Below are 17,954 nucleotides of genomic sequence, written 5' to 3'. Positions count from 1 at the left end.
ACAGAGCATGGAAACCCTCGACTATCGATTCGACGGCCGCACCGCCGTGCAGTTCCCGCGCGATGCGGTGCTGGTGGGCGTGCTGGCGTCGGGCAACCTGGAAATCCTGCTGGAACCGGTGGCGCAGCAGGGCGCGATGACGGTGCGCGTCATCACCGCCGCGCAGGGCTTCGGCAGCATCTGGCAGGCGGTGATCAACGACTTCGCAAAGCGTCATCCGCTGCGCGATGTGCGCGTCTCGATCAACGACGCCGGTGCGACCCCGGCCGTGGTCAGCCTGCGCCTCGACCAGGCCGTCGAAACCCTGCTGGCCAGAGGCACGCCATGAGCCACGTACAGCGCCACAGCTACTACGAAGCCGATGCGCGCGAACGCATCGCCGGGCTGGTTGACGCCGGCTCGTTCCGCGAGTTCCTTGGCCCGGCGCGGCGGATGATGAGCCCGCACCTGGCCCAGCTGGACCAGCCGGCCGCGTTCGACGATGGCATCGTCGTCGGCGAGGCCACGCTGCGCGGCAAGCACGTACTGCTGGCCGCGCAGCAGGGGCAGTTCATGGGCGGTGGCGTGGGCGAAGTGCATGGCGCCAAGCTGACCGGACTGCTGCGCCGTGCGGCGCACACCCGCCCTGACGGCGTGCTGCTGCTGCTCGATACCGGCGGCGTGCGGCTTCACGAAGCCAATGCGGGCCTGATTGCGATCTCCGAAATCATGCGCGCCACCCTGGACGCGCGTGCAGCGGGCGTGCCGGTCATCGCGCTGATCGGCAGCGGCAACGGTGCGTTCGGCGGCATGGGCATCGTCGCCCGCTGCTGCACCACGGTGATCATGTCCGAGGAAGGCCGGCTGTCGTTGTCCGGACCGGAAGTGATCGAGACGGTACGCGGCGTCGAAGAGTTCGACTCGCGCGACCGTGCACTGGTCTGGCGCGTGACCGGCGGCAAGCACCGCTATCTGATCGACCAGGCACAGGTGCTGGTACCCGACGCCATCGAAGCCTTCGCGCAGGCCGCAAGCAATGCGCTGCAACCCGATGCCACCAGCACGGATACCGATGCTGCGCTGGCCGCGCTGCAGGAACGCCATGCGGCGTTGAAAGCCCGAATGCAGGCCTGGGGCGACTGCCGCGATGGGCTGGAAATCTGGGCCCGCCAAGGCATCGCCGAACCCGAACGACTGCCGTTGCTGGACACCGACGCCTTCCTTGCCGCCACCGCCGCCCGGAGGCTGCCATGAGCGCACCGCTGCAGTCTCTGCTCGATGCCTTGTTCCCGCGTGGCCATCGTATCGACATCCAGGATTCGGTGCTGACCGGTACCGCCACCACCGACGATGGCGAGGTGACCGTGATCGGCACCACCGATCGCATCGAGGTTGGCGTCGACCATGCATTGGCGCTGGCCGGGACCGTGCTTGCCAGCACCGCCGCACACCCGCAGCGGTCGATCGTGATGCTGGCGGACACTGCCGGCCAGCGCCTGGCGCGGCGCGATGAGCTGCTGGGCATCAACGGCTACTTCGCGCATCTCGCGCAGGCTCTCGATCTGGCCCGCCGCCGTGGCGCGCGTCTGGTCACCCTGGTCTACGGCGAATCGGTGAGCGGCGGATTCCTGTCCTTCGGCCTGATGGCCGACCACATCCATGCCCTGCCCGATGCACAGGTACGGGTGATGGACCTGCGCGCGATGGCCCGGGTAACCAAGCAACCGCTGGAGAAGCTGCAGGCACTCAGCCAGAGCTCGCCGGTATTTGCGCCGGGCGTGGCCAACTACGTGGCGATGGGTGCGGTGGAATCGCTGTGGGATGGCGATCTCGCCCAGCACCTGCTGCGGGCCCTGCGCACACCCAGCGACGGCGATGCACGCGCGGCGCTGGCTGCACAGCGCGGCGGTCGTGCACTGGCGGCGGATGTTGCAGATGCGGTGGCCCGCAGCGATGCCTGATCAGCCCGCACGCCACATGCTGGTCTGGCTGTCGGCCCACGCCGACTGGCGGGCCGACGTGGCTGCGCAGGAACCGCGCCTGGCAGCGTGGTTCGCGCAGGGTCTGCCGGCCATGGTGGCGCGCCGCGCCGCGGATGACCCCGACCCGCGCCTGCGCTTGGGCGTGCCGCTGCCACCGGGCGAAGGCAAGCTGCGCCTTGCGCTGCGCGTGCCGCAGCAGGATGTGCAGCGCCTGCAATTGCCGCCCGCACTGGACGCGGTACTCACCCGGGGCGTGCCAACCGACTGGCAGAGGGCCCTGCACGCACTGGCGAGCGTTGCACCGGCACGCGTGTTCGGCGCCTTCGCCTGGCAGCACCTCAGCGGCCTGCCCTATGTGCACGCATGCTCGGACATCGACCTGCTGTGGCAGGTTGAGAGCCGTACGCAGGCCGATGCGCTTGCCGCACGCCTGAACGCCTGGGAGCACGCGCATGCCCGCCGGGTCGATGGTGAACTGTGCCTGCCTGATGGCGGCGCGGTGAACTGGCGCGAGTTTGCCGGTGACAGCCGCCAGGTGCTGGTGAAGCGCCTGGAGGGTGCTGCACTGGACGTCCGCGAGCGCCTGTTCGAGACTGCCGGAGCGGCGGCGTGAGCGCGGTCTTCCAGTCCCGGCTGCAGGATGCAAACGCGATCGACAGCGCGCGTCTGGGCCGCTTGGCCATCACCAGCCTGCATGCCGAACTGGCCTGCGCGCCCAAGCCAGGGCTGGTCACCCCCTTCGATACCGGCAGCCATGACGACATGGACGCCGGTACGTTCCTGCGCAGCCTGTTCGCGCTGCGCCACTTCTTCACCGCGATTGCCGACGCCGGTGCCGCTGACGCGCCGTTCGCCATCCTGCGCGCGCACGGTATCGCCGCCGAGCACGCGATGCTGCGCGCCACTGGCGGTATCAATACCCACCGCGGTGCCATCTTCAGCCTGGGCCTGCTGGTCGCCGCTGCCGCACGCTGCCGCCGCCAGCAGGGCCACGCCGCGCCCGCTGAGCAGGTGTGCCTGGCCGTACAGCACTGGGCGGATGCGTTCGCCGTGGCGCCGCTGGATGCCTCCAGCCCCGGCCAGCGCGCGCGCCTGCGGCATGGCGTGCCGGGCGTGCGCGAACAGGCCGCCGCCGGTTACCCCATGCTGCGCGAGCTGGCCATACCGACCCTGCGTCATGCCCTGCACAGTGAATTGCCGCGTGATGCAGCGATGTGCCAGACCCTGATGCAGCTGGTCGCGCAGGTGGACGATCTCAACCTGCTGCACCGCGGCGGCGCAGAGGGCCTGGCCTGGGCGCAGCAACAGGCGCGCCGCTTCATCGAGGCGGGCGGTGCCTTCGCGCCTGGCTGGCAGGCACACCTGCACGACATCGGCGAGGGCTTCGTCGCGCGCCGCCTGAGCCCGGGTGGCAGCGCCGACCTGCTGGCCTGCAGCTGGTTCCTGCTGCTGCAGGAGGGCGCATGAGCCTTGCCCTGCTCTGCCCCGGCCAAGGTGCGCAGCATGCGGCGATGTTCGACCGCGTGCGCGATCTGCAGGCCGCGCGCGACGTACTGGAGACCGCCAGCGCAGTGCTTGGACGCGATGTGTTCGCGGCGGCCGCTGACGAATCGCGCTTCGGCAATGCACTCGCGCAGCCCCTGCTGTGTGCAGCCAGCCTCGCGCACTGGCAGGGACTTCGCGAAGCAGTGCCAGCACCGGTGCTGGTGGCCGGCTACAGCATCGGTGAACTGGCGGCGCATGTGGTTGCCGGCAGCGTTGATGCGAGCACCTGCCTGAGCCTGGCCGCGCAGCGCGCGCGGCTGATGGATGCCGCCAGCCCTGCCGATGCAGGCATGCAGGCCGTGCTGGGGCTGGAGCGCCATACCCTGCAGCCGCTGTGTGATGCACACGGCGCACATGTGGCCATCGCCAACGGCCGCGATCACTTCATCGTCGGCGGCACGCAGACCGCTCTGCAGGCGCTGGCCGATGACGCTCGCGCGCAGGGTGCGGAGATCCGCCCGCTGCCGGTGCATGTGCCCGCGCATACGCCGCTGCTCCGCTCTGCTGTCGCACCGTTCGCCGCCGCACTCGATGCCTCGGCGCTGCAGGGCCCACGCCTGCCGCTGCTGGCCGGCATCGATGCGCGTCCGGTGCGGGATCGCGCAACGGCGGTCCACACGCTGTCGTTGCAACTGGCGCAGACCATCGAGTGGGCGCAGGTGATGCGCCAGGCCTACGAGCGCGGTGCGCGGGTGTTCCTGCAGCTGGGCCCGGGCAATGCCTTGGCCCGCATGGTCGCGTCCGATTATCCGTGCTGCGAGGTGCGCGCGGTGGAAGAGTTCCAGAGCCTGGCCGGCGCCGCGGCATGGGTCCGCAGCGCGCTGGAACGGCTTCAGTAACGGGTTCGAGCAGTACGTATCACGCAATACGCCGTACGTCGCCTTACCCCGGGATGGCGGGTCTCCATCCGCGCTGTACGTGAGCCACGTGTCTGGGAGGGCGCATGAGTCCACAAATCGCAACGATCATCGGCCTGGTGATCATGTTCATCGTCGCCACGGCGATGCCGATCAACATGGGCGCGGTCGCCTTCGCGTTGGCCTTCATCATCGGTGGGCTGTGGGTCGACATGGGTGGCAAGGAGGTCCTGGCCGGCTTTCCCGGCGATCTGTTCCTGACCCTGGTCGGCATCACCTACCTGTTCGCCATCGCGCAGAAGAACGGTACCATCGACCTGCTGGTGCACTGGGCGGTGAAAGCGGTACGCGGCCATATCGTGGCCATTCCGTGGGTGATGTTCGTGATCACCGCGGTGCTGACCGCGTTCGGTGCGCTGGGCCCGGCGGCGGTCGCGATCATCGGCCCGGTCGCGCTGCGCTTTGCCAAGCAGTACAACATCAACCCGCTGATGATGGGCCTGCTGGTCATCCATGGCGCGCAGGCCGGCGGCTTCTCGCCCATCAGCGTGTACGGCAGCATCACCAACGGCGTGGTGCAGAAAGCCGGGCTGGACGTGACTGAAATGGCGGTGTTCCTGACCAGTCTCGGCTTCAACTTCATGATGGCCACGATCTGCTTCTTCGCCTTCGGCGGCATCGCCCTGCTGCGGCGTGGTTCGGTCACCGCGGCCGGAACGATCGGCAGTGCCGAACTGGCAATGGCCGGTGGCCCGCAGGCATCCTCACGCCAGTTCGCCATCGAAGGCCACGGCGCGCTGGTAGCCGCTGGCGGGGGCACCCTGTCCAATGATCCCGCCGCTCTGGATGCGGTGAACCTGACCCGCGAGCGGCTGTTCACTCTGATCGGCCTGCTGGGCCTGGGTGTTGCTGCGCTGATCTACAACCTCAACGTCGGCCTGGTCTCGATCACCGTGGCGGTGGCGCTGGCGCTGCTGTCGCCGCAGAGCCAGAAGGGCGCGGTCGATGGCATCAGCTGGTCCACCGTGCTGCTGATCTGTGGCGTGGTGACCTACATCGGCGTGCTGGAACATGCCGGCGCGGTGGATTTCATCGGCAACGGCGTGTCCAACATCGGCATCCCGCTGCTCGGTGCGCTGCTGGTCTGCTACGTGGGTGGCATCGTCTCCGCGTTCGCCTCGTCGGCCGCAGTGCTGGGCGCGACCATTCCGCTGGCGGTGCCGTTCCTGATGCAGGGCCATCTCGGCGCGGCCGGCGTGATCTGCGCGCTGGCGGTGTCGTCCACCATCGTCGATGTCAGCCCGTTCTCGACCAATGGCGCGCTGGTCGTCGCCTCGGCCGCCAAGGAAGAACGGGAGACCCTGTTCCGCCGCTTCCTGGTCTACAGCGGTCTGGTGGTGGCGCTGGGGCCGCTGCTGGCGTGGTTGGTGTTCGTGGTGCCCGGCTGGATGTAACCACCCAGCGGTAGTGCCGGCCGCTGGCCGGCAATCTCATGAAGCCATCCAGCGATCACGGGTTGCCGGCCAGCGGCCGGCACTACCTGGCGGTACACTTCCTCCATGGCCATCGCCCCTGCTCCACGGTCCCCGAAGAAGCGCGCGCCTCTGTACGAAGAGGTGGCCGAACACGTGCGCGAGCGCATCTATGACTACCGGTTGCCGCCGGGCGGGTGGATCGACGAGCCCGCGCTGTGCGAAGAACTGGGCATCAGCCGTACGCCCCTGCGCGAGGCGCTGAAGCTGCTGGCCGCCGAAGGCCTGGTGCAGATCGATGCCGGTCGTGGCAGCCGGGTCACCCGGCTGACGCTGGAAGACCTCAACCAGCTGTTCCCGGTGATGGCCATGCTGGAAGGCCGTTGCGCACACGAGGCGGTCAGGCACATCGACGATGCCGGCGTGCAACAACTGGAGGCCCTGCATGCAGCGATGGAAGCGGCGGCGGCCGAGGGCAACATCGCCGAGTACTACCGCAACAACTACCTGATCCACGAAACCGTGCAGCATTACGCCGGCAACCCGTGGCTGATCCGCATCACCCACGACCTGCACCGCATCCTGAAGATGCATCGCGGCCGCCAGCTGCTGACCCCGGGGCGCACCGCGCAATCGCTGGCCGAACACCGCGAGCTGATGGAGTGCTTCCGCCGCCGCGATGCGCAGGCTGCCGAACGCACCATGGAGCGCCATCTGCTCAGCCAGGGCCAGGCATTGGCCGCCTATGTGGCAGCGGGCGGGCTGTTGAACGTGCCGGCGCCCTTGCCGACCGAAGGCGGCGGTTGAGCGGATGAGTTGCCGGCCAGCGGCCGGCACTACCAGGACGTGACCTTGGCCGGCGTCCCGGAACATCTCGTCAATCGCCACCACCGCAGCTGCCACCGTCGCTGCTGCCACCGTCGCTGCTGCAGTCGAAGTTGCTGTGGCTGTGATGGCTGTGGTTGTCACTGGCATAGCCAACGGAGGTGTCATGGCTTCCGCCGCCATCCCCCCGGCTGCCGGAGCCATCGGCCGTGGCCACTGCCAGGCACAGGATGGCGCCGACCAGCGGCAGCAGCCATACCAGCAGCAGCTGCACCGTCCGGCCGCCCGCCGACACCTCTTCGCGCCCCAGCACCACGAAGGTGGCGACGAGGTTCAAGCCCAATACCAGGGCGACCAAGACCAGGGTTACCACCAGCATGGCGCAGCTCCTTGAGCAGGGGGGGCATACCTACCGCGACTGATCCATTGGTTGCAGCGCGGCTTTTCCATCGGATTTCCGCTCGAATAAATACTCTGCGAGGCTATCGATAAATGTTGACCAAGCATTTTAGTCAGACCTGCAGGAATTCTACAAACTATCTTGCGCGAGCCGGACATCCTCCGGTTCGCTTAGCAATTCAAGATGTCTTATATAGCAGCTGGCCGCTCCTGACCTACTCCTTCTACACCGTTCTATCTCCAGCTACTTCGGCCCATCACGCAGACTTCTGACAATCCTATTCCAGTAGCGCACAGCCTCAAAATGCTGCTCTCTCGTCAACCAGGCTTTGTTCTCAGGGCTGACCGGATCACCACCAACGATAACGGGTCTAAGCTCGAACAGCTCCACGCCTTTAGGGCGTGCGTGCTTATCCAGGCCAATCATTCTCGCTCTGCCAATTGCGCAAATAAATCCGGAAGGTCGGCCGCTACCACGATGGCGTATTGACGATCCATGCCTATAAAAGGAATCATTACTACCGGCATAGCGACATCCCACATGTCGAATCCATACGCTTCTCCTCCCCCGCTGGAGCCGAACAAAAATACACCGGGCGCATCCGTCTCGACTTCATATTCACGATTGAAATCAACCAGCTCTTCTGCCCTCCAAAAAATTATGTAGTTATCGCCAATGAATCCTTCGCCGCCGTCGTGAGTCTTAAGGAATTCAAGGTAGCTCTTAGGGAGTGCCGTTCTCAATTCTTCTGGCAGGCTATCAATGGCCGAAAGTTGAGCTGGACCATTGAGCTGTCCTTCTGTTAGTTGATATTTCATCGCTATTTTCCTGAAACTCTCTGCAATTGTTTCCACCAAGGAGTCACCTTCTGCCAATGAGCCAGGTGCGCTCTTCAAATACGGAACTGCTGCCGTTCTCTGCATAGTAGGTGTCGGCAATGCAAAGTGGCACTGGCTCGTCATCGATGAAGATGGTTCGGAGTCTGGCAGGACAGCTCTCAAACGGTTCGAGTCGACACCCTACCTTGAAGGCGATGATATGCCCCCACCGACGCCGCGGTTCGCCCTGCCTGTCATGAAGATGGGACAATGTAGGGCGCGCCGGCCTGCCTTCGGGCCGCCGGCGCCCCCCGCACCACACGGAAGAAGAAGAAGAACAACAACATGCTGAAAGTCATTTTCGATACCGACCCGGGCGTCGACGACGCCCTGGCCCTGCTGTACCTGCACAAGCACGCCCAGATCGACCTGATCGGTGTCACCACCACCTTCGGCAATGCCTCGGTGGAGTCGACCACGCACAACGCGCTGTACCTGAAGCAGGCCTGGGGCTTCGCCGCCCCGGTCGCGCGCGGTGCCGATGGCCCGCTGCAGCCGGAAGCCACCCCCGAAGCCTGGCCGGTCCACATCCATGGCCACAACGGCCTGGGCAACCACCCGGTGCCGGCCAGCCTGGACGTGGCCGCCGATGCCCGCCCGGCCCATCAGCTGATCATCGACCTGGTCCGCGCCCATCCGGGCGAAGTGACCCTGGTCGCGGTCGGCCGCATGACCAACCTGGCCCTGGCCCTGCAGCAGGCCCCGGACATCGCCGGCCTGGTACGCGGCGTGGTGATCATGGGCGGCGCCTTCCACGTCAACGGCAACATCACCCCGGCCGCCGAGGCCAATATCTGGGGCGATGCCGAAGCCGCCGACGTGGTGTTCACCGCCAGCTGGCCGGTGACCGCGATCGGCCTGGACGTCACCACCCGCGTGGAAATGGACCGTGACGGCCTGGACACGCTGGCCGCCATCGGCGGCGCCGACGCCGAGCTGGTCCGTGCGCTGTCGCAGGATTACGTGGACTTCTACCTGCAGGCTGGCCACAAGGGCATGGTCGTGCACGACTGCTGCGCCTGCATCGCGCTGACCCGACCGGAGCTGTTCCAGTTCGAACGCGCCAGCGTGCGCGTGGCCACCGACGGCGTTGCCCGCGGCATGACCATTCCCAAGCCGGAAGGCCTGGCCTTCGGCCCGAGCGTGTGGGACGGCCACGTGGTGCAGTCGATTGCCATCGGCGTGGATGCGGCCGCGGTGCTGGCTGACATCGAGCAGACCCTGAAGGTCTGACCCGCTAGCGCCTGGCCCTGCCCGGGACCGTCTCGGGCAGGGTCCACAGCACCGGCAGCACCAGCACCGCCACCAACGCGATCATCGCGCCCGGCGCCGCTGCCCAGCCGCTGCGCTCCACCCACCATTGCGCCAGCCACGGCGTTGCGCCACCGAAGAATGCAGTGGCCATGGTTACCCCCAGTGCCAGCCCGCTGACCCTGCCTTCGCCGGGGAACTGCTCGGCCGTGGCCGGCGCCGCCACCGCGCTGATGCCACCGGCCACGCAGGCCAGCACTACCGCCGCCAGCGCGATGCCCAGTGCGGTCGCCTGCGCCATCCACGCGAACAGAGACAGCGGCAGCAGCGCTGCCAGCACGGTCAAACCCAACAGCATCGGCCGTCGTCCGAAGCGGTCGGACAACGCGCCGCACAGCGGCGTGATCGCAATGACCGCCACCGCCGCGATCGTCGACAACCACAGCGCATCGCCTTCATCATGCCCCCGTGCGTGCAGGAACGCCGGTACATAGGTGATGCCCACGTAGTAGGTGATCGAGCCCAAGGCGGAGATCGCAAAGGTGCGCGCCACCGCCAGCGGGTGGTGGCGCAGCACGTGCCGAAGTGGCGTGGCCGGGATGCTGCCCTCGCGCCGCTGGCGCTCGAACTCCGGCGACTCGTGCATGCCCGAACGCGCAACCAGGATCACCAGCGCGAGCGCAGCCCCAACGAAGAACGGAATCCGCCAGCCCCAGCTGTCCAGCTGCGGTGTGGGCAGCAGCGCGACGGTAAGTGCAGAGATCGCTACCGCCAGCAGGGCGCCCACTTCGCTGGCGGCCGAGGCCAGCGAGGTCACCAGGCCACGTCGTCGCGCCGGTGCGCTTTCCAGCAGGTACGCCACCACCCCGGTGTACTCACCGCCCACCGAAAACGCCATCACGCAGCGCAGGATCAGCAGCAGCACGCCGGCCGTCGTACCGGCCGTGGCCGCTGTCGGCAGCAGTGCAGTGGCCAGCATCGCCGCTGCCATCAACGCCATCGAAGCCAGCAGCATCCAGCGCCGGCCCAGGCGGTCGCCCAGGTGGCCGAAGCACAGCGCGCCCAGCGGACGCATCAGGTAGGACACCGCGAAGCCAGCCAAGGTCACCAGCAACGCCTGCTCGCCACCGCCGAAGAACACCCGCGACAGCACCGTGGCGAAGTACAGGTACAGGGTGAAGTCGTACCACTCCACCACCGTGGACAGGCCCGCCACCCACATCGAGCGCTGCCGCGCCGCAGTCATTGCGTGTTCGCCTTCAACAGCCTCGGTCCCGGTTGGGCAGGTTCCGCGCAGCGTGGCATGGACGGGGTGAAATGCCGGTCATCGGCTGTCGACTGCGTGCATGCACTGGGTTTGATGACCGGTGAAGCGCTCACCGCCAAGGCCGAAGCAGAAGCATCCTTGCTGGAACACAAGGCCGGGCAACTCAGCCCGGCAGCTGCAGTTCCGCCCGCAGCCCGCCACCCTCGCGGTTGCGCAACCTCAGCGAACCACCCAGCGACTGCGCCAGCTGCACCGCGATGGCCAGTCCCAGACCGGTCCCTCCGGTATCGCGGTTGCGCGAGCTCTCCAGCCGGTGGAACGGTGCCAGCACTGCCTGCAGCTGGTCCTCGGGAATGCCGGGGCCACGGTCGGAAATGCTGATCCACACCCTTCCGGCCGTATCGCGGCCCGCCTCGATCTCGGCGGCGCCGGCGTAGCGCAATGCGTTGTCGACCAGATTGCCGACCACGCGGCGCAGCGGCTGCGGCCAGGTCTGCACGACCAGTCCAGCGGGCGCACCGCCAGTGACCGGCTTGCCCATGTCCTCGTAGTCGCCGACCACACTGGCGAGGAACGCGCCCAGGTCCATCGACACCGGCGCGCCAGCGGCAACGTGGCTGCTGCGCGCATAGGCCACGCCCTCACGCACCAGCTGCCCAAGGTGATCGAGGTCGGCCAGCAGGCGCTGCTGGGTGCTGTCTTCAGGCAGGGTCTCCACCCGAAGCTTCATGCGCGTGATGGGGGTCTGCAGGTCATGCGAGATCGCGGCCAGGATCTGCAGGCGTTCACTGACATGGCCACGAATGCGTGCCTGCAGGGCATTGAGTGCGGCTGCTGCGCCGCCTACTTCCGCAGGGCCATCTTCAGGCAGTGCAGGCCCGTCCTTGCCCGGCTGCAGATGCTCCACCGCATGCGACAACTGCTGCAGCGGGCGCATGGCCAGACGCACCGCCAGCCACGCGCACACCAGCAGCAGCGCCAGCTGCAGCAGCAGCACGGCGGGCAGCCAACGTGCCAGCGGCAGGCCCGACGGGGTGACTTCAATGGTCAAGGGCGTGCCGTCGTGCAGGCGCAGTTCCACCTCGAACCGCTCCGGCAGGCGAGCCACCTGGCGCGCCTGCAACGGATAGCGGTGCTGCAGGCTGTCGTCGATGATCGCCGTGACCTGGCGTGCACGATCGGTCTGCAGCCCTGGTCCGGCCGCGGCCGGGCGCAGCAGATAGCGGTAGGTGCGCCGCTCCAGCCGGGGCACCCAGGCCTCACGCTGCTCCGCAGGCAAATGTTCCAGCAGCGCGACGCTCACTGCCACATCCTCGTCGAGGTTGCGCAGCATCATGCTGCGGGTGGACTGGTAGCGTTCGAAGAACAGCAAGCCGAAGGACAGTGCGTGGGCCAGGGACAGTCCGCCCAGCAGCACCAGCAGCAGACGCGCCGACAGCGTGCGCGGCCAGCGTGGACGACGTGCGGCGGTGTTCATTCGTCCGGCCCCAGCAATTGCACCGGCAGGCTGAACACATACCCTTCGCTGCGCACGGTCTTGATGTAGGTCGGCTCGCGCGCGTCATCACCCAGGCGCTGGCGCACGCGGCTGACCAGCAGGTCGATCGAGCGATCAAACAGTTCGGCATCACGGCCCTGGGTGAGGCTGAGCAGCTGGTCGCGGCTGAGCACCCGATTGGCGTGATCGAGGAACACGCGCAACAGGCGGAACTCGGCGCCGCTGAGCGGATACGCGGTGCCCTGTGCATCCAGCAGGTGGCGGGCGGTGGTATCCAGGCGCCACTCGCCGAAGGCCAACTGGCGGCCGGCTTCGCTTACCTGCAGGTTCGGCGGCAGCATCTGCGTGCGACGGATCACCGCATTGATGCGTGCCAGTAGCTCGCGCGAAGAAAAGGGCTTGGTCACGTAGTCGTCGGCGCCCATTTCAAGGCCGATGATGCGGTCGGTCTCGTCGTCGCGCGCGGTCAGCAGTACCACCGGTACCGCCCGATGCTTGCCGGCGCGCAGGTTGCGGCACAGGCTCAGTCCGTCCTCGCCCGGCATCATCACGTCCAGCACCACCAGATCCACGGCATGGGTATCCATCAGCGCCCGCATGGCCCGGCCACCGTCGGCCTGGCTCACGCGCAGGCCGTTGCGCTGGAGGTAGTCGGCCAGCATCTGGCGGATCTCGCTGTCATCGTCGACGACCAGGATGTGCGGTACATGGTTCATTGCGTTCTCGATGAAGACGGAGGTCAGGGCCGCGCTGCGCGGCCATGGTAGCGCGGCTCAGGGGCTGGCCAGCAGGCGCTGGATCTCGCTTTCGGTACGTGCGTAGTCGCCCTCGCCGTAATGGCGGTAGACCACCCGCCCCTGCCGGTCGAGCAGGTACAGTGCGGGCCAGAAGCGGTTGCGCCAGGCGTTCCAGATCCGGTATTGGTTGTCCTGCACCACCGGCCAGGTGATGTCCAACCGTGCGATGGCCTTGCGCACGTTGCCGGGCAGCCCTTCATGGGCAAACTCCGGCGTATGCACGCCGATCACCCGCAGACCCTGCGGCGCGTAGCGTGCATGCCACCGGTGAACATACGGCGCCACGTTGAGGCAGTTGCTGCAGGTGTAGGTCCAGAACTCGACCAGCACCACCTGCCCCCGCAACTGCTTCAGTGTGAGCGGTGGGCTGTTGTGCCAAGGCCCGCCACCGTCGAACCCGGCGGCGGGAACGGCCTGTGCCGGCTGCGCGTCGGCCTCCGGGCTGGGCCAGGCCATCAACAGCGCAGCCCCACCCAGCAGGCTCAGCAGCAACGGCAGCGCATACACACGCAGGGCGGCCATCGTTCAGCCCCCCTGCTCGGCCAGCGGCAATTCGGCCGGCTTCACTCCCGCCGCTTCCAGGATGCTGTCGGCCACCTGCGCCGGATGCGAAAGCAGCGACACATGGCTGCTGCCGATCGATTGCAGCTGTGCACCGATGCGCTTGGCGGTGGCGGCCTGCAGCTGCGGCGACAGCATGCGGTCATCGCGGCTGAGCACGTACCAGCTCGGCTTGCTGCGCCACGCCGCAACGTTCACTACTTCGCCCAGCGCGCTGGCCTTCAACGGGACCTGCGTGCTGTACAGCAGTGCGGCCGACTTCTTCATCACGTCCGGCGCGAAGTCCTGGGCGACGGCATCAGCCGGCAACGTCAGGTAGCCATCCCTTTCCTGCAGTCGGGCCAGGCCCGGGCCAACCGGGAAACCCTCGCCCTGTTGCGCCGAAGACTGCCCTGCGTCCGGCGCGAAAGCGGCCACGTACACCAGCGCCTGCACTTTCGGGTCATTGCCCGCTTCGGTGATGACCGTGCCACCCCAGCTGTGGCCGACCAGCACCACCTTGCCAGGCGCAGCGGCAATCGCACGACGGGTGGCGGCGACGTCGTCGGCCAACGAGGTGAGCGGATTCTGCACGGCCACCGCCGGCAGCTTCCAGTCATGCAGGGTGCTGATGACCTTGCTCCAGCTGGAGCCATCAGCGAACGCGCCGTGCACCAGGATGACGGTGGGGGGTGCAGCGGTATCGGCCTGGGCAGCGAAGGCAGGGGCGGCGGCGAGGGCGAGAGCGGCGGCCAGCAAGCAGGTACGGATCATGGGGGGCACTCCGGAGTTGGGAGTGGCCATTTCCGCCTGCCGGTGTATCGGCGCTGTTTCTCCGCAGCGCGGAGTTGTACCGGACTGTAGGGCGCAGGCGGGTTTCTACAGTGGGATACATTCGCGCGCCGGTCCTGGCCGGGCGCTTTCGGGTGGATATCGCTGCCCGCACGCGGGCGCGCAACGTCCCGATGTGGCTCAGCGCATCGTCTTTGTATCTGACTGTACGAAACCCGGGCGCGGCCACAGTCGCTGACAAAACCCCGGGCAACGGCACACGTTGCCGATACCTGCGCCGCCTGGAATGGCCTCCATCGACCACTGGCTCGCAGGACTCCACCATGATCAGCACCGCCTCTTCCGTATATACCCCCCGACTGGACGCCGTCGGCCGCTGGCTGTCACCGCTGGCGCTGCGCACGCTGCTGGCCTGGGAGTTCTTTGAATCCGGCCGCGAGAAGCTGGGCGGCCAGAACTGGTTCGCCGACTTGGAAGGCCGCTTCCCGTTCCCGTTCTCCACCCTGCCCGCGTCGCTGAACTGGCAGTTGGCCACGTGGCTGGAACTGGTGGGTGCAGTGATGCTGCTGCTCGGCCTGGCCACGCGCTCGGTGGCCTACGTGTTCTGGGTACTCACCATCGTTGCCATCGCCGCCGTGCACTGGCCCGACCAATGGAACGGCCTGGGTGAACTCTGGCAGGGCTATGCGATCACCGACCAGGGCTATGGCAACTTCAAGCTGCCGCTGCTGTTCCTGGCCATGCTGCTGCCGTTGATCCTCAACGGCGGTGGCGCACTCAGCGTGGACCGGCTGCTGGCCGGCCCCGGCCGCGCCACGGCAGGCAATGACGGCCTGGGTTGGGGCGTCAGCCTGATCGCCCTGCTGCTGCCGGTTGCCGCGCTGCTGCCCGGCATCGGCTTCGGCGGTGCCCTGCTCGGCGGTGTGCTGCTGCTGGGCCATCTGCTGCGCTGTCGCCGCGCCGCCTGAGCCGACTCCCCTGTTCCCGCGCGTTTCGCTTTCCGTCGCCTCTTCGGCGGCGTCCATCCCGCACGCCCCGCGTGCTTTCCCAAGGAGTCACCACCATGTCCATCTCGAACAACAACACCCCGTCCTCCCGCCCGCCGCGCATCGGTGCCATCGGCATCGCCCTGGCCGGCGGCCTGCTGCTGGCCGGACAGGCCGCGGCAATCCAGCCTCTGGCGATCAGCACCGTAGCCATGAGCGCCGCCGCCGAAGGCAAGTGCGGTGAAGGCAAGTGCGGGGCCAACAAGACCGCCTCCAGCAAGCCCGCCGGCAAGGCCAAGGTGGCCGAGGGCCAGTGTGGCGAAGGCAAGTGCGGCGACGCCTCGTTTGCCCGCACTGATCGCGACCACGACGGCAAGGTCTCGCGTGCCGAATTCAACGCTGTGGCCGCCAAGCGTGCCGCCGAGTTCGACCGCATCGACACCGACCACGACGGTTACATCAGCGAGCAGGAAGCGCACGACTATCTGCGCAGCGTCTACACCGCCAACGGCAAGCCGATGCCGAAGGGCCTGTTCTCCCGCGTTGCCGATTGATCGACGTTCACCCGGCGCCGCCTTCAAGGCGGCGCTCTCTGTGGAGCATCCGCCATGTCCCTGCCCCTGCCCACCCATGCCGCCGGTCTTGGCCTGCGCCGTGGCCTGATCGACGAACTGCTGGCCATGCCGGCCGGTGCCATCGACTTTCTCGAAGTCTCCCCCGACAACTGGATCGGCGTCGGCGGTGCACACGGCGACGCGCTGCGCCAACTCAGCGAGCGCCACCCCTTGACCTGCCACGGCCTGTCGCTGTCGCTGGGCGGTCCTGATCCGCTGGACCGCACCCTGCTGGCACAGACCCGTGCCTTCCTCGACCTGCACCAGGTGCAGCTGTACAGCGAACACCTGAGCTACTGCGCCGCCGGTGGCCATGTCTACGACCTGCTGCCACTGCCGTTCACCGCCGAGGCCGTTCACCATGTCGCCGGCCGTATCGCCCAGGTGCAGGACATGCTGGGCCGACGCATCGCCGTGGAGAACATTTCCTGCTACGCCGTTGCCGGCGCGGACATGAGCGAGATCGACTTCATCAACGCCGTGCTCGCCGAAGCCGACTGCGACCTCCTGCTGGACGTCAACAACGTCTTCGTCAATGCCTGCAACAACGGTTACGACGCCTTCGAATTCCTGGCTCGCGTGCCGTCCCACCGTGTCGCCTCGCTGCACGTAGCGGGCCACTTCGATGAAGACGACGGCTTCAAGATCGATACCCACGGGGCGCCGGTGAAAGGCGTGGTCTGGGCGCTCCTGCGCGAGGCCTATGCGCGGTTGGGCGTGCGCCCCACGCTGCTCGAACGCGACTTCAACTTTCCGCCGCTGGCGGAGTTGCTGGCCGAGGTTGCGCACATCCGCCAGGCGCAGGTTGAGGCACGTTGGCAGGAGGTGGCCCATGGCTGAGTCGCTGGCCATCGTGCAACGGCGCTGGGCCGATCATGTACGGGACCCGTCGATGCCTGCGCCCGATGGCGTCGAGGCACGGCGGATGGCGGTCTACCGCCGCCTGTGCATCGACAGCCTGGACACCCTTTTGGCAGGCAGCCTGCCGCAACTGCTGGAACAGCTGGGCGAAGCGCGCTGGCGCGGTCTGGTCGAGCACTACTACGCACATCACGTCTGCCATACCCCGTTGTTCCCGCAGATCGCCAGCGAGTTCGCTGCGTGGCTGGCTGTGCAGTATGCGTTCGCGCTGCCCGGCTGGGCGGCGGAACTGGCGCACTACGAAAGCACGCAGCAGACGCTGCACATCGAGGCACGTGATGCCGGGCATTCATTGCAGTCCATGCCGGCGGGCAGCGATGTGCTGGCGCTGTCGCCGCTGGTGCGGGTATTGGGCTACCGGTGGCCGGTGCATGAGGACGCCGCGCTGGACGATGCCGCCGCCAGCGAGCCGACGCTTCTGCTGCTGCGCCGCCTGGCGGACTACCAGCTGCAGGTCGAGGAACTGGCACCACTGGCGTATGCGCTGCTGTCGGCCTTCGCTGATGACGGTACCCACGTGGATGACGCGCTGAACGCACTGGCCGATGCGCATGGCGTGGCCGCCGACGAACTGCGCGTGGTGGCCATGCCCTTGCTGGGCGAACTATGCGCGGCCGGCGTGCTGGTCACGCTGGCCGGGTTCTGCGACTGCCGGCCAGCGGCCGGCACTACCCCTGTCTGATTCGAGGTTTGATCATGGCTGCTTCCAACACTTCCTTCCTGCACGGCTGGCGCCTTTTCGTGACCATGGCTGTGGTCCTGATCGCCGTCGCACTGGCGGCGTTCACCCTGCAGCCCGACGTGGTCGAGGGCAGCCGCGCGGCGATCCGGGTCACTGCACGCACATCGTTCCTGCTGTTCCTGGCCGCGTTCACCGCATCGTCGTTCGCCAGCCTGCTGCCCGGCCCGTTCACCCAGCACATGTTGCGCGAGCGGCGCATCATCGGCCTGTCATTCGCGTTCTCGCACCTGCTGCATGCGGTCGCGATCACCGCCTTCGGCATCCTCAACCCCGCGTTCTGGCCGGCACGCTCGGCCCTGGCCAACCTGCCGGGCACGATCGGCTATGTAGCCATCCTCGCCCTGGCCATCACCTCGCATCGTGGCATCGCCCGCCGCATGGGCCCCACCGTGTGGCGTCGCCTGCACGTGACCGGCATGTGGATCATCGCCGCAGTGTTCACCTATTCGTACTTCAAGCGCGTGCCCGGCAACTTCTGGTACGCGGTGCCCTCCGCGTTGCTCTTCACCGCTGTCGTGGTGCGTGCGATCGCCAAGCGGGCGCAGTCGCTGCGGCGCAATGCGCATGCGCGGCCACCGCTGCGGAGTTCTTGAGGAGGCGGTTACCTG

At 67.4% G+C, this 17,954-nt stretch carries 21 protein-coding genes; 14 read left to right on the top strand and 7 right to left on the bottom strand.

The window, feature by feature from the left end; translation table 11 throughout:
• Positions 1-7 precede the first annotated feature (7 nt).
• The 8 genes from mdcC to AC5P9W_RS04650 all read left to right on the top strand — a co-directional run bounded on the left by mdcC (position 8) and on the right by AC5P9W_RS04650 (position 6,642).
• Positions 8-328 (top strand): malonate decarboxylase acyl carrier protein, encoded by a 321-nt coding sequence (gene mdcC / locus AC5P9W_RS04685; RefSeq protein WP_188250127.1) that lies wholly within the window; start codon positions 8-10, stop codon positions 326-328.
• Positions 325-1,233 (top strand): biotin-independent malonate decarboxylase subunit beta, encoded by a 909-nt coding sequence (locus tag AC5P9W_RS04680; RefSeq protein WP_019659334.1) that lies wholly within the window; start codon positions 325-327, stop codon positions 1,231-1,233. The genes mdcC and AC5P9W_RS04680 overlap by 4 nt, the downstream gene beginning before the upstream one ends.
• Positions 1,230-1,940, top strand: a complete 711-nt coding sequence (mdcE, locus tag AC5P9W_RS04675; protein ID WP_021203092.1) for a biotin-independent malonate decarboxylase subunit gamma — start codon at positions 1,230-1,232, stop codon at positions 1,938-1,940. Before AC5P9W_RS04680 ends, mdcE begins: the two co-directional genes overlap by 4 nt.
• The gene (gene mdcG, locus AC5P9W_RS04670) at positions 1,933-2,574 is read left to right on the top strand and encodes a malonate decarboxylase holo-[acyl-carrier-protein] synthase (RefSeq protein WP_111098258.1); all 642 of its coding nucleotides are present in this window, start codon (positions 1,933-1,935) and stop codon (positions 2,572-2,574) included. The genes mdcE and mdcG overlap by 8 nt, the downstream gene beginning before the upstream one ends.
• Positions 2,571-3,428, top strand: coding sequence for a triphosphoribosyl-dephospho-CoA synthase MdcB (mdcB, locus tag AC5P9W_RS04665; RefSeq protein WP_495218911.1), 858 nt, complete (start codon positions 2,571-2,573; stop codon positions 3,426-3,428). The genes mdcG and mdcB overlap by 4 nt, the downstream gene beginning before the upstream one ends.
• A complete protein-coding gene (gene mdcH / locus AC5P9W_RS04660; protein ID WP_021203089.1) occupies positions 3,425-4,345 on the top strand; it encodes a malonate decarboxylase subunit epsilon in 921 nt (306 codons plus the stop codon). The genes mdcB and mdcH overlap by 4 nt, the downstream gene beginning before the upstream one ends.
• A 104-nt stretch (positions 4,346-4,449) precedes the next feature.
• Positions 4,450-5,817 (top strand): SLC13 family permease, encoded by a 1,368-nt coding sequence (locus tag AC5P9W_RS04655; RefSeq protein WP_111101831.1) that lies wholly within the window; start codon positions 4,450-4,452, stop codon positions 5,815-5,817.
• A 105-nt stretch (positions 5,818-5,922) separates the two neighbouring features.
• Positions 5,923-6,642 carry a GntR family transcriptional regulator gene (locus AC5P9W_RS04650; protein ID WP_021203087.1) on the top strand — a complete coding sequence of 240 codons (720 nt, stop codon included), beginning with the start codon at positions 5,923-5,925 and terminating at the stop codon, positions 6,640-6,642.
• Between the two features lie 70 nt (positions 6,643-6,712).
• Here AC5P9W_RS04650 and AC5P9W_RS04645 read toward each other — a convergent pair whose 3' ends face one another.
• Both AC5P9W_RS04645 and AC5P9W_RS04640 read right to left on the bottom strand, forming a co-directional pair.
• The gene (locus tag AC5P9W_RS04645; RefSeq protein WP_206621300.1) at positions 6,713-7,039 is read right to left on the bottom strand and encodes a hypothetical protein; all 327 of its coding nucleotides are present in this window, start codon (positions 7,037-7,039) and stop codon (positions 6,713-6,715) included.
• Between the two features lie 443 nt (positions 7,040-7,482).
• Entirely contained in the window at positions 7,483-7,956 is a 474-nt protein-coding gene (locus AC5P9W_RS04640) for an SMI1/KNR4 family protein (protein ID WP_241744877.1), read from the bottom strand.
• 267 nt (positions 7,957-8,223) lie between these two features.
• Here AC5P9W_RS04640 and AC5P9W_RS04635 point away from each other — a divergent pair, with 267 nt between their 5' ends.
• Positions 8,224-9,171 carry a nucleoside hydrolase gene (locus AC5P9W_RS04635; protein ID WP_206621301.1) on the top strand — a complete coding sequence of 316 codons (948 nt, stop codon included), beginning with the start codon at positions 8,224-8,226 and terminating at the stop codon, positions 9,169-9,171.
• Positions 9,172-9,175: 4 nt separating this feature from the next.
• Here the strand turns inward: AC5P9W_RS04635 and AC5P9W_RS04630 are convergent, their stop codons facing one another.
• The 5 genes from AC5P9W_RS04630 to AC5P9W_RS04610 form a co-directional block, all read right to left on the bottom strand.
• The gene (locus tag AC5P9W_RS04630; RefSeq protein WP_111098253.1) at positions 9,176-10,435 is read right to left on the bottom strand and encodes an MFS transporter; all 1,260 of its coding nucleotides are present in this window, start codon (positions 10,433-10,435) and stop codon (positions 9,176-9,178) included.
• A gap of 184 nt (positions 10,436-10,619) precedes the next feature.
• Positions 10,620-11,933 carry a sensor histidine kinase gene (locus tag AC5P9W_RS04625; protein WP_111098252.1) on the bottom strand — a complete coding sequence of 438 codons (1,314 nt, stop codon included), beginning with the start codon at positions 11,931-11,933 and terminating at the stop codon, positions 10,620-10,622.
• The gene (locus AC5P9W_RS04620; RefSeq protein ID WP_019659345.1) at positions 11,930-12,670 is read right to left on the bottom strand and encodes a response regulator; all 741 of its coding nucleotides are present in this window, start codon (positions 12,668-12,670) and stop codon (positions 11,930-11,932) included. The genes AC5P9W_RS04625 and AC5P9W_RS04620 overlap by 4 nt, the downstream gene beginning before the upstream one ends.
• A gap of 57 nt (positions 12,671-12,727) precedes the next feature.
• Complete coding sequence (locus AC5P9W_RS04615) at positions 12,728-13,273, bottom strand: redoxin family protein (protein ID WP_021203082.1); 546 nt, start codon at positions 13,271-13,273, stop codon at positions 12,728-12,730.
• Between the two features lie 3 nt (positions 13,274-13,276).
• On the bottom strand, positions 13,277-14,065 hold the full coding sequence (locus tag AC5P9W_RS04610; RefSeq protein ID WP_021203081.1) for an alpha/beta fold hydrolase: 789 nt from the start codon (positions 14,063-14,065) through the stop codon (positions 13,277-13,279).
• Positions 14,066-14,406: 341 nt separating this feature from the next.
• Here AC5P9W_RS04610 and AC5P9W_RS04605 point away from each other — a divergent pair, with 341 nt between their 5' ends.
• The 5 genes from AC5P9W_RS04605 (at position 14,407) to AC5P9W_RS04585 (ending at position 17,939) form a co-directional block, all read left to right on the top strand.
• Positions 14,407-15,051 carry an HvfX family Cu-binding RiPP maturation protein gene (locus AC5P9W_RS04605; RefSeq protein WP_019659348.1) on the top strand — a complete coding sequence of 215 codons (645 nt, stop codon included), beginning with the start codon at positions 14,407-14,409 and terminating at the stop codon, positions 15,049-15,051.
• A 95-nt stretch (positions 15,052-15,146) separates the two neighbouring features.
• A complete protein-coding gene (locus AC5P9W_RS04600; protein ID WP_206621302.1) occupies positions 15,147-15,623 on the top strand; it encodes an HvfA family oxazolone/thioamide-modified RiPP metallophore in 477 nt (158 codons plus the stop codon).
• A gap of 54 nt (positions 15,624-15,677) precedes the next feature.
• Positions 15,678-16,523, top strand: coding sequence for an HvfB family MNIO-type RiPP peptide maturase (locus AC5P9W_RS04595; protein WP_206621303.1), 846 nt, complete (start codon positions 15,678-15,680; stop codon positions 16,521-16,523).
• On the top strand, positions 16,516-17,286 hold the full coding sequence (locus AC5P9W_RS04590) for an HvfC family RiPP maturation protein (RefSeq protein WP_111101836.1): 771 nt from the start codon (positions 16,516-16,518) through the stop codon (positions 17,284-17,286). Before AC5P9W_RS04595 ends, AC5P9W_RS04590 begins: the two co-directional genes overlap by 8 nt.
• A 14-nt stretch (positions 17,287-17,300) precedes the next feature.
• Positions 17,301-17,939 (top strand): ferric reductase-like transmembrane domain-containing protein, encoded by a 639-nt coding sequence (locus AC5P9W_RS04585; protein WP_111098249.1) that lies wholly within the window; start codon positions 17,301-17,303, stop codon positions 17,937-17,939.
• Positions 17,940-17,954: the final 15 nt, after the last annotated feature.

This window comes from Stenotrophomonas sp. YJH_SMC_33 (genome assembly GCF_059372295.1).
Note: the sequence above shows the minus strand (reverse complement) of the source record. Positions and strands in the feature narration are given on the sequence as shown.

What these genes read in the sequence shown, in the direction of transcription:
- AC5P9W_RS04625 (WP_111098252.1), bottom strand. Translation starts at nt 11,933, where the DNA reads ATGAACACCGCCGCACGTCGTCCACGCTGGCCGCGCACGCTGTCGGCG.
- AC5P9W_RS04595 (WP_206621303.1), top strand. Translation starts at nt 15,678, where the DNA reads ATGTCCCTGCCCCTGCCCACCCATGCCGCCGGTCTTGGCCTGCGCCGT.
- AC5P9W_RS04605 (WP_019659348.1), top strand. Translation starts at nt 14,407, where the DNA reads ATGATCAGCACCGCCTCTTCCGTATATACCCCCCGACTGGACGCCGTC.
- AC5P9W_RS04650 (WP_021203087.1), top strand. Translation starts at nt 5,923, where the DNA reads ATGGCCATCGCCCCTGCTCCACGGTCCCCGAAGAAGCGCGCGCCTCTG.
- mdcG (WP_111098258.1), top strand. Translation starts at nt 1,933, where the DNA reads ATGCCTGATCAGCCCGCACGCCACATGCTGGTCTGGCTGTCGGCCCAC.
- AC5P9W_RS04590 (WP_111101836.1), top strand. Translation starts at nt 16,516, where the DNA reads ATGGCTGAGTCGCTGGCCATCGTGCAACGGCGCTGGGCCGATCATGTA.
- AC5P9W_RS04655 (WP_111101831.1), top strand. Translation starts at nt 4,450, where the DNA reads ATGAGTCCACAAATCGCAACGATCATCGGCCTGGTGATCATGTTCATC.
- AC5P9W_RS04680 (WP_019659334.1), top strand. Translation starts at nt 325, where the DNA reads ATGAGCCACGTACAGCGCCACAGCTACTACGAAGCCGATGCGCGCGAA.
- mdcH (WP_021203089.1), top strand. Translation starts at nt 3,425, where the DNA reads ATGAGCCTTGCCCTGCTCTGCCCCGGCCAAGGTGCGCAGCATGCGGCG.
- AC5P9W_RS04585 (WP_111098249.1), top strand. Translation starts at nt 17,301, where the DNA reads ATGGCTGCTTCCAACACTTCCTTCCTGCACGGCTGGCGCCTTTTCGTG.
- AC5P9W_RS04620 (WP_019659345.1), bottom strand. Translation starts at nt 12,670, where the DNA reads ATGAACCATGTACCGCACATCCTGGTCGTCGACGATGACAGCGAGATC.
- AC5P9W_RS04645 (WP_206621300.1), bottom strand. Translation starts at nt 7,039, where the DNA reads ATGCTGGTGGTAACCCTGGTCTTGGTCGCCCTGGTATTGGGCTTGAAC.
- AC5P9W_RS04610 (WP_021203081.1), bottom strand. Translation starts at nt 14,065, where the DNA reads ATGATCCGTACCTGCTTGCTGGCCGCCGCTCTCGCCCTCGCCGCCGCC.
- AC5P9W_RS04600 (WP_206621302.1), top strand. Translation starts at nt 15,147, where the DNA reads ATGTCCATCTCGAACAACAACACCCCGTCCTCCCGCCCGCCGCGCATC.
- mdcC (WP_188250127.1), top strand. Translation starts at nt 8, where the DNA reads ATGGAAACCCTCGACTATCGATTCGACGGCCGCACCGCCGTGCAGTTC.
- AC5P9W_RS04630 (WP_111098253.1), bottom strand. Translation starts at nt 10,435, where the DNA reads ATGACTGCGGCGCGGCAGCGCTCGATGTGGGTGGCGGGCCTGTCCACG.
- mdcE (WP_021203092.1), top strand. Translation starts at nt 1,230, where the DNA reads ATGAGCGCACCGCTGCAGTCTCTGCTCGATGCCTTGTTCCCGCGTGGC.
- AC5P9W_RS04615 (WP_021203082.1), bottom strand. Translation starts at nt 13,273, where the DNA reads ATGGCCGCCCTGCGTGTGTATGCGCTGCCGTTGCTGCTGAGCCTGCTG.
- AC5P9W_RS04635 (WP_206621301.1), top strand. Translation starts at nt 8,224, where the DNA reads ATGCTGAAAGTCATTTTCGATACCGACCCGGGCGTCGACGACGCCCTG.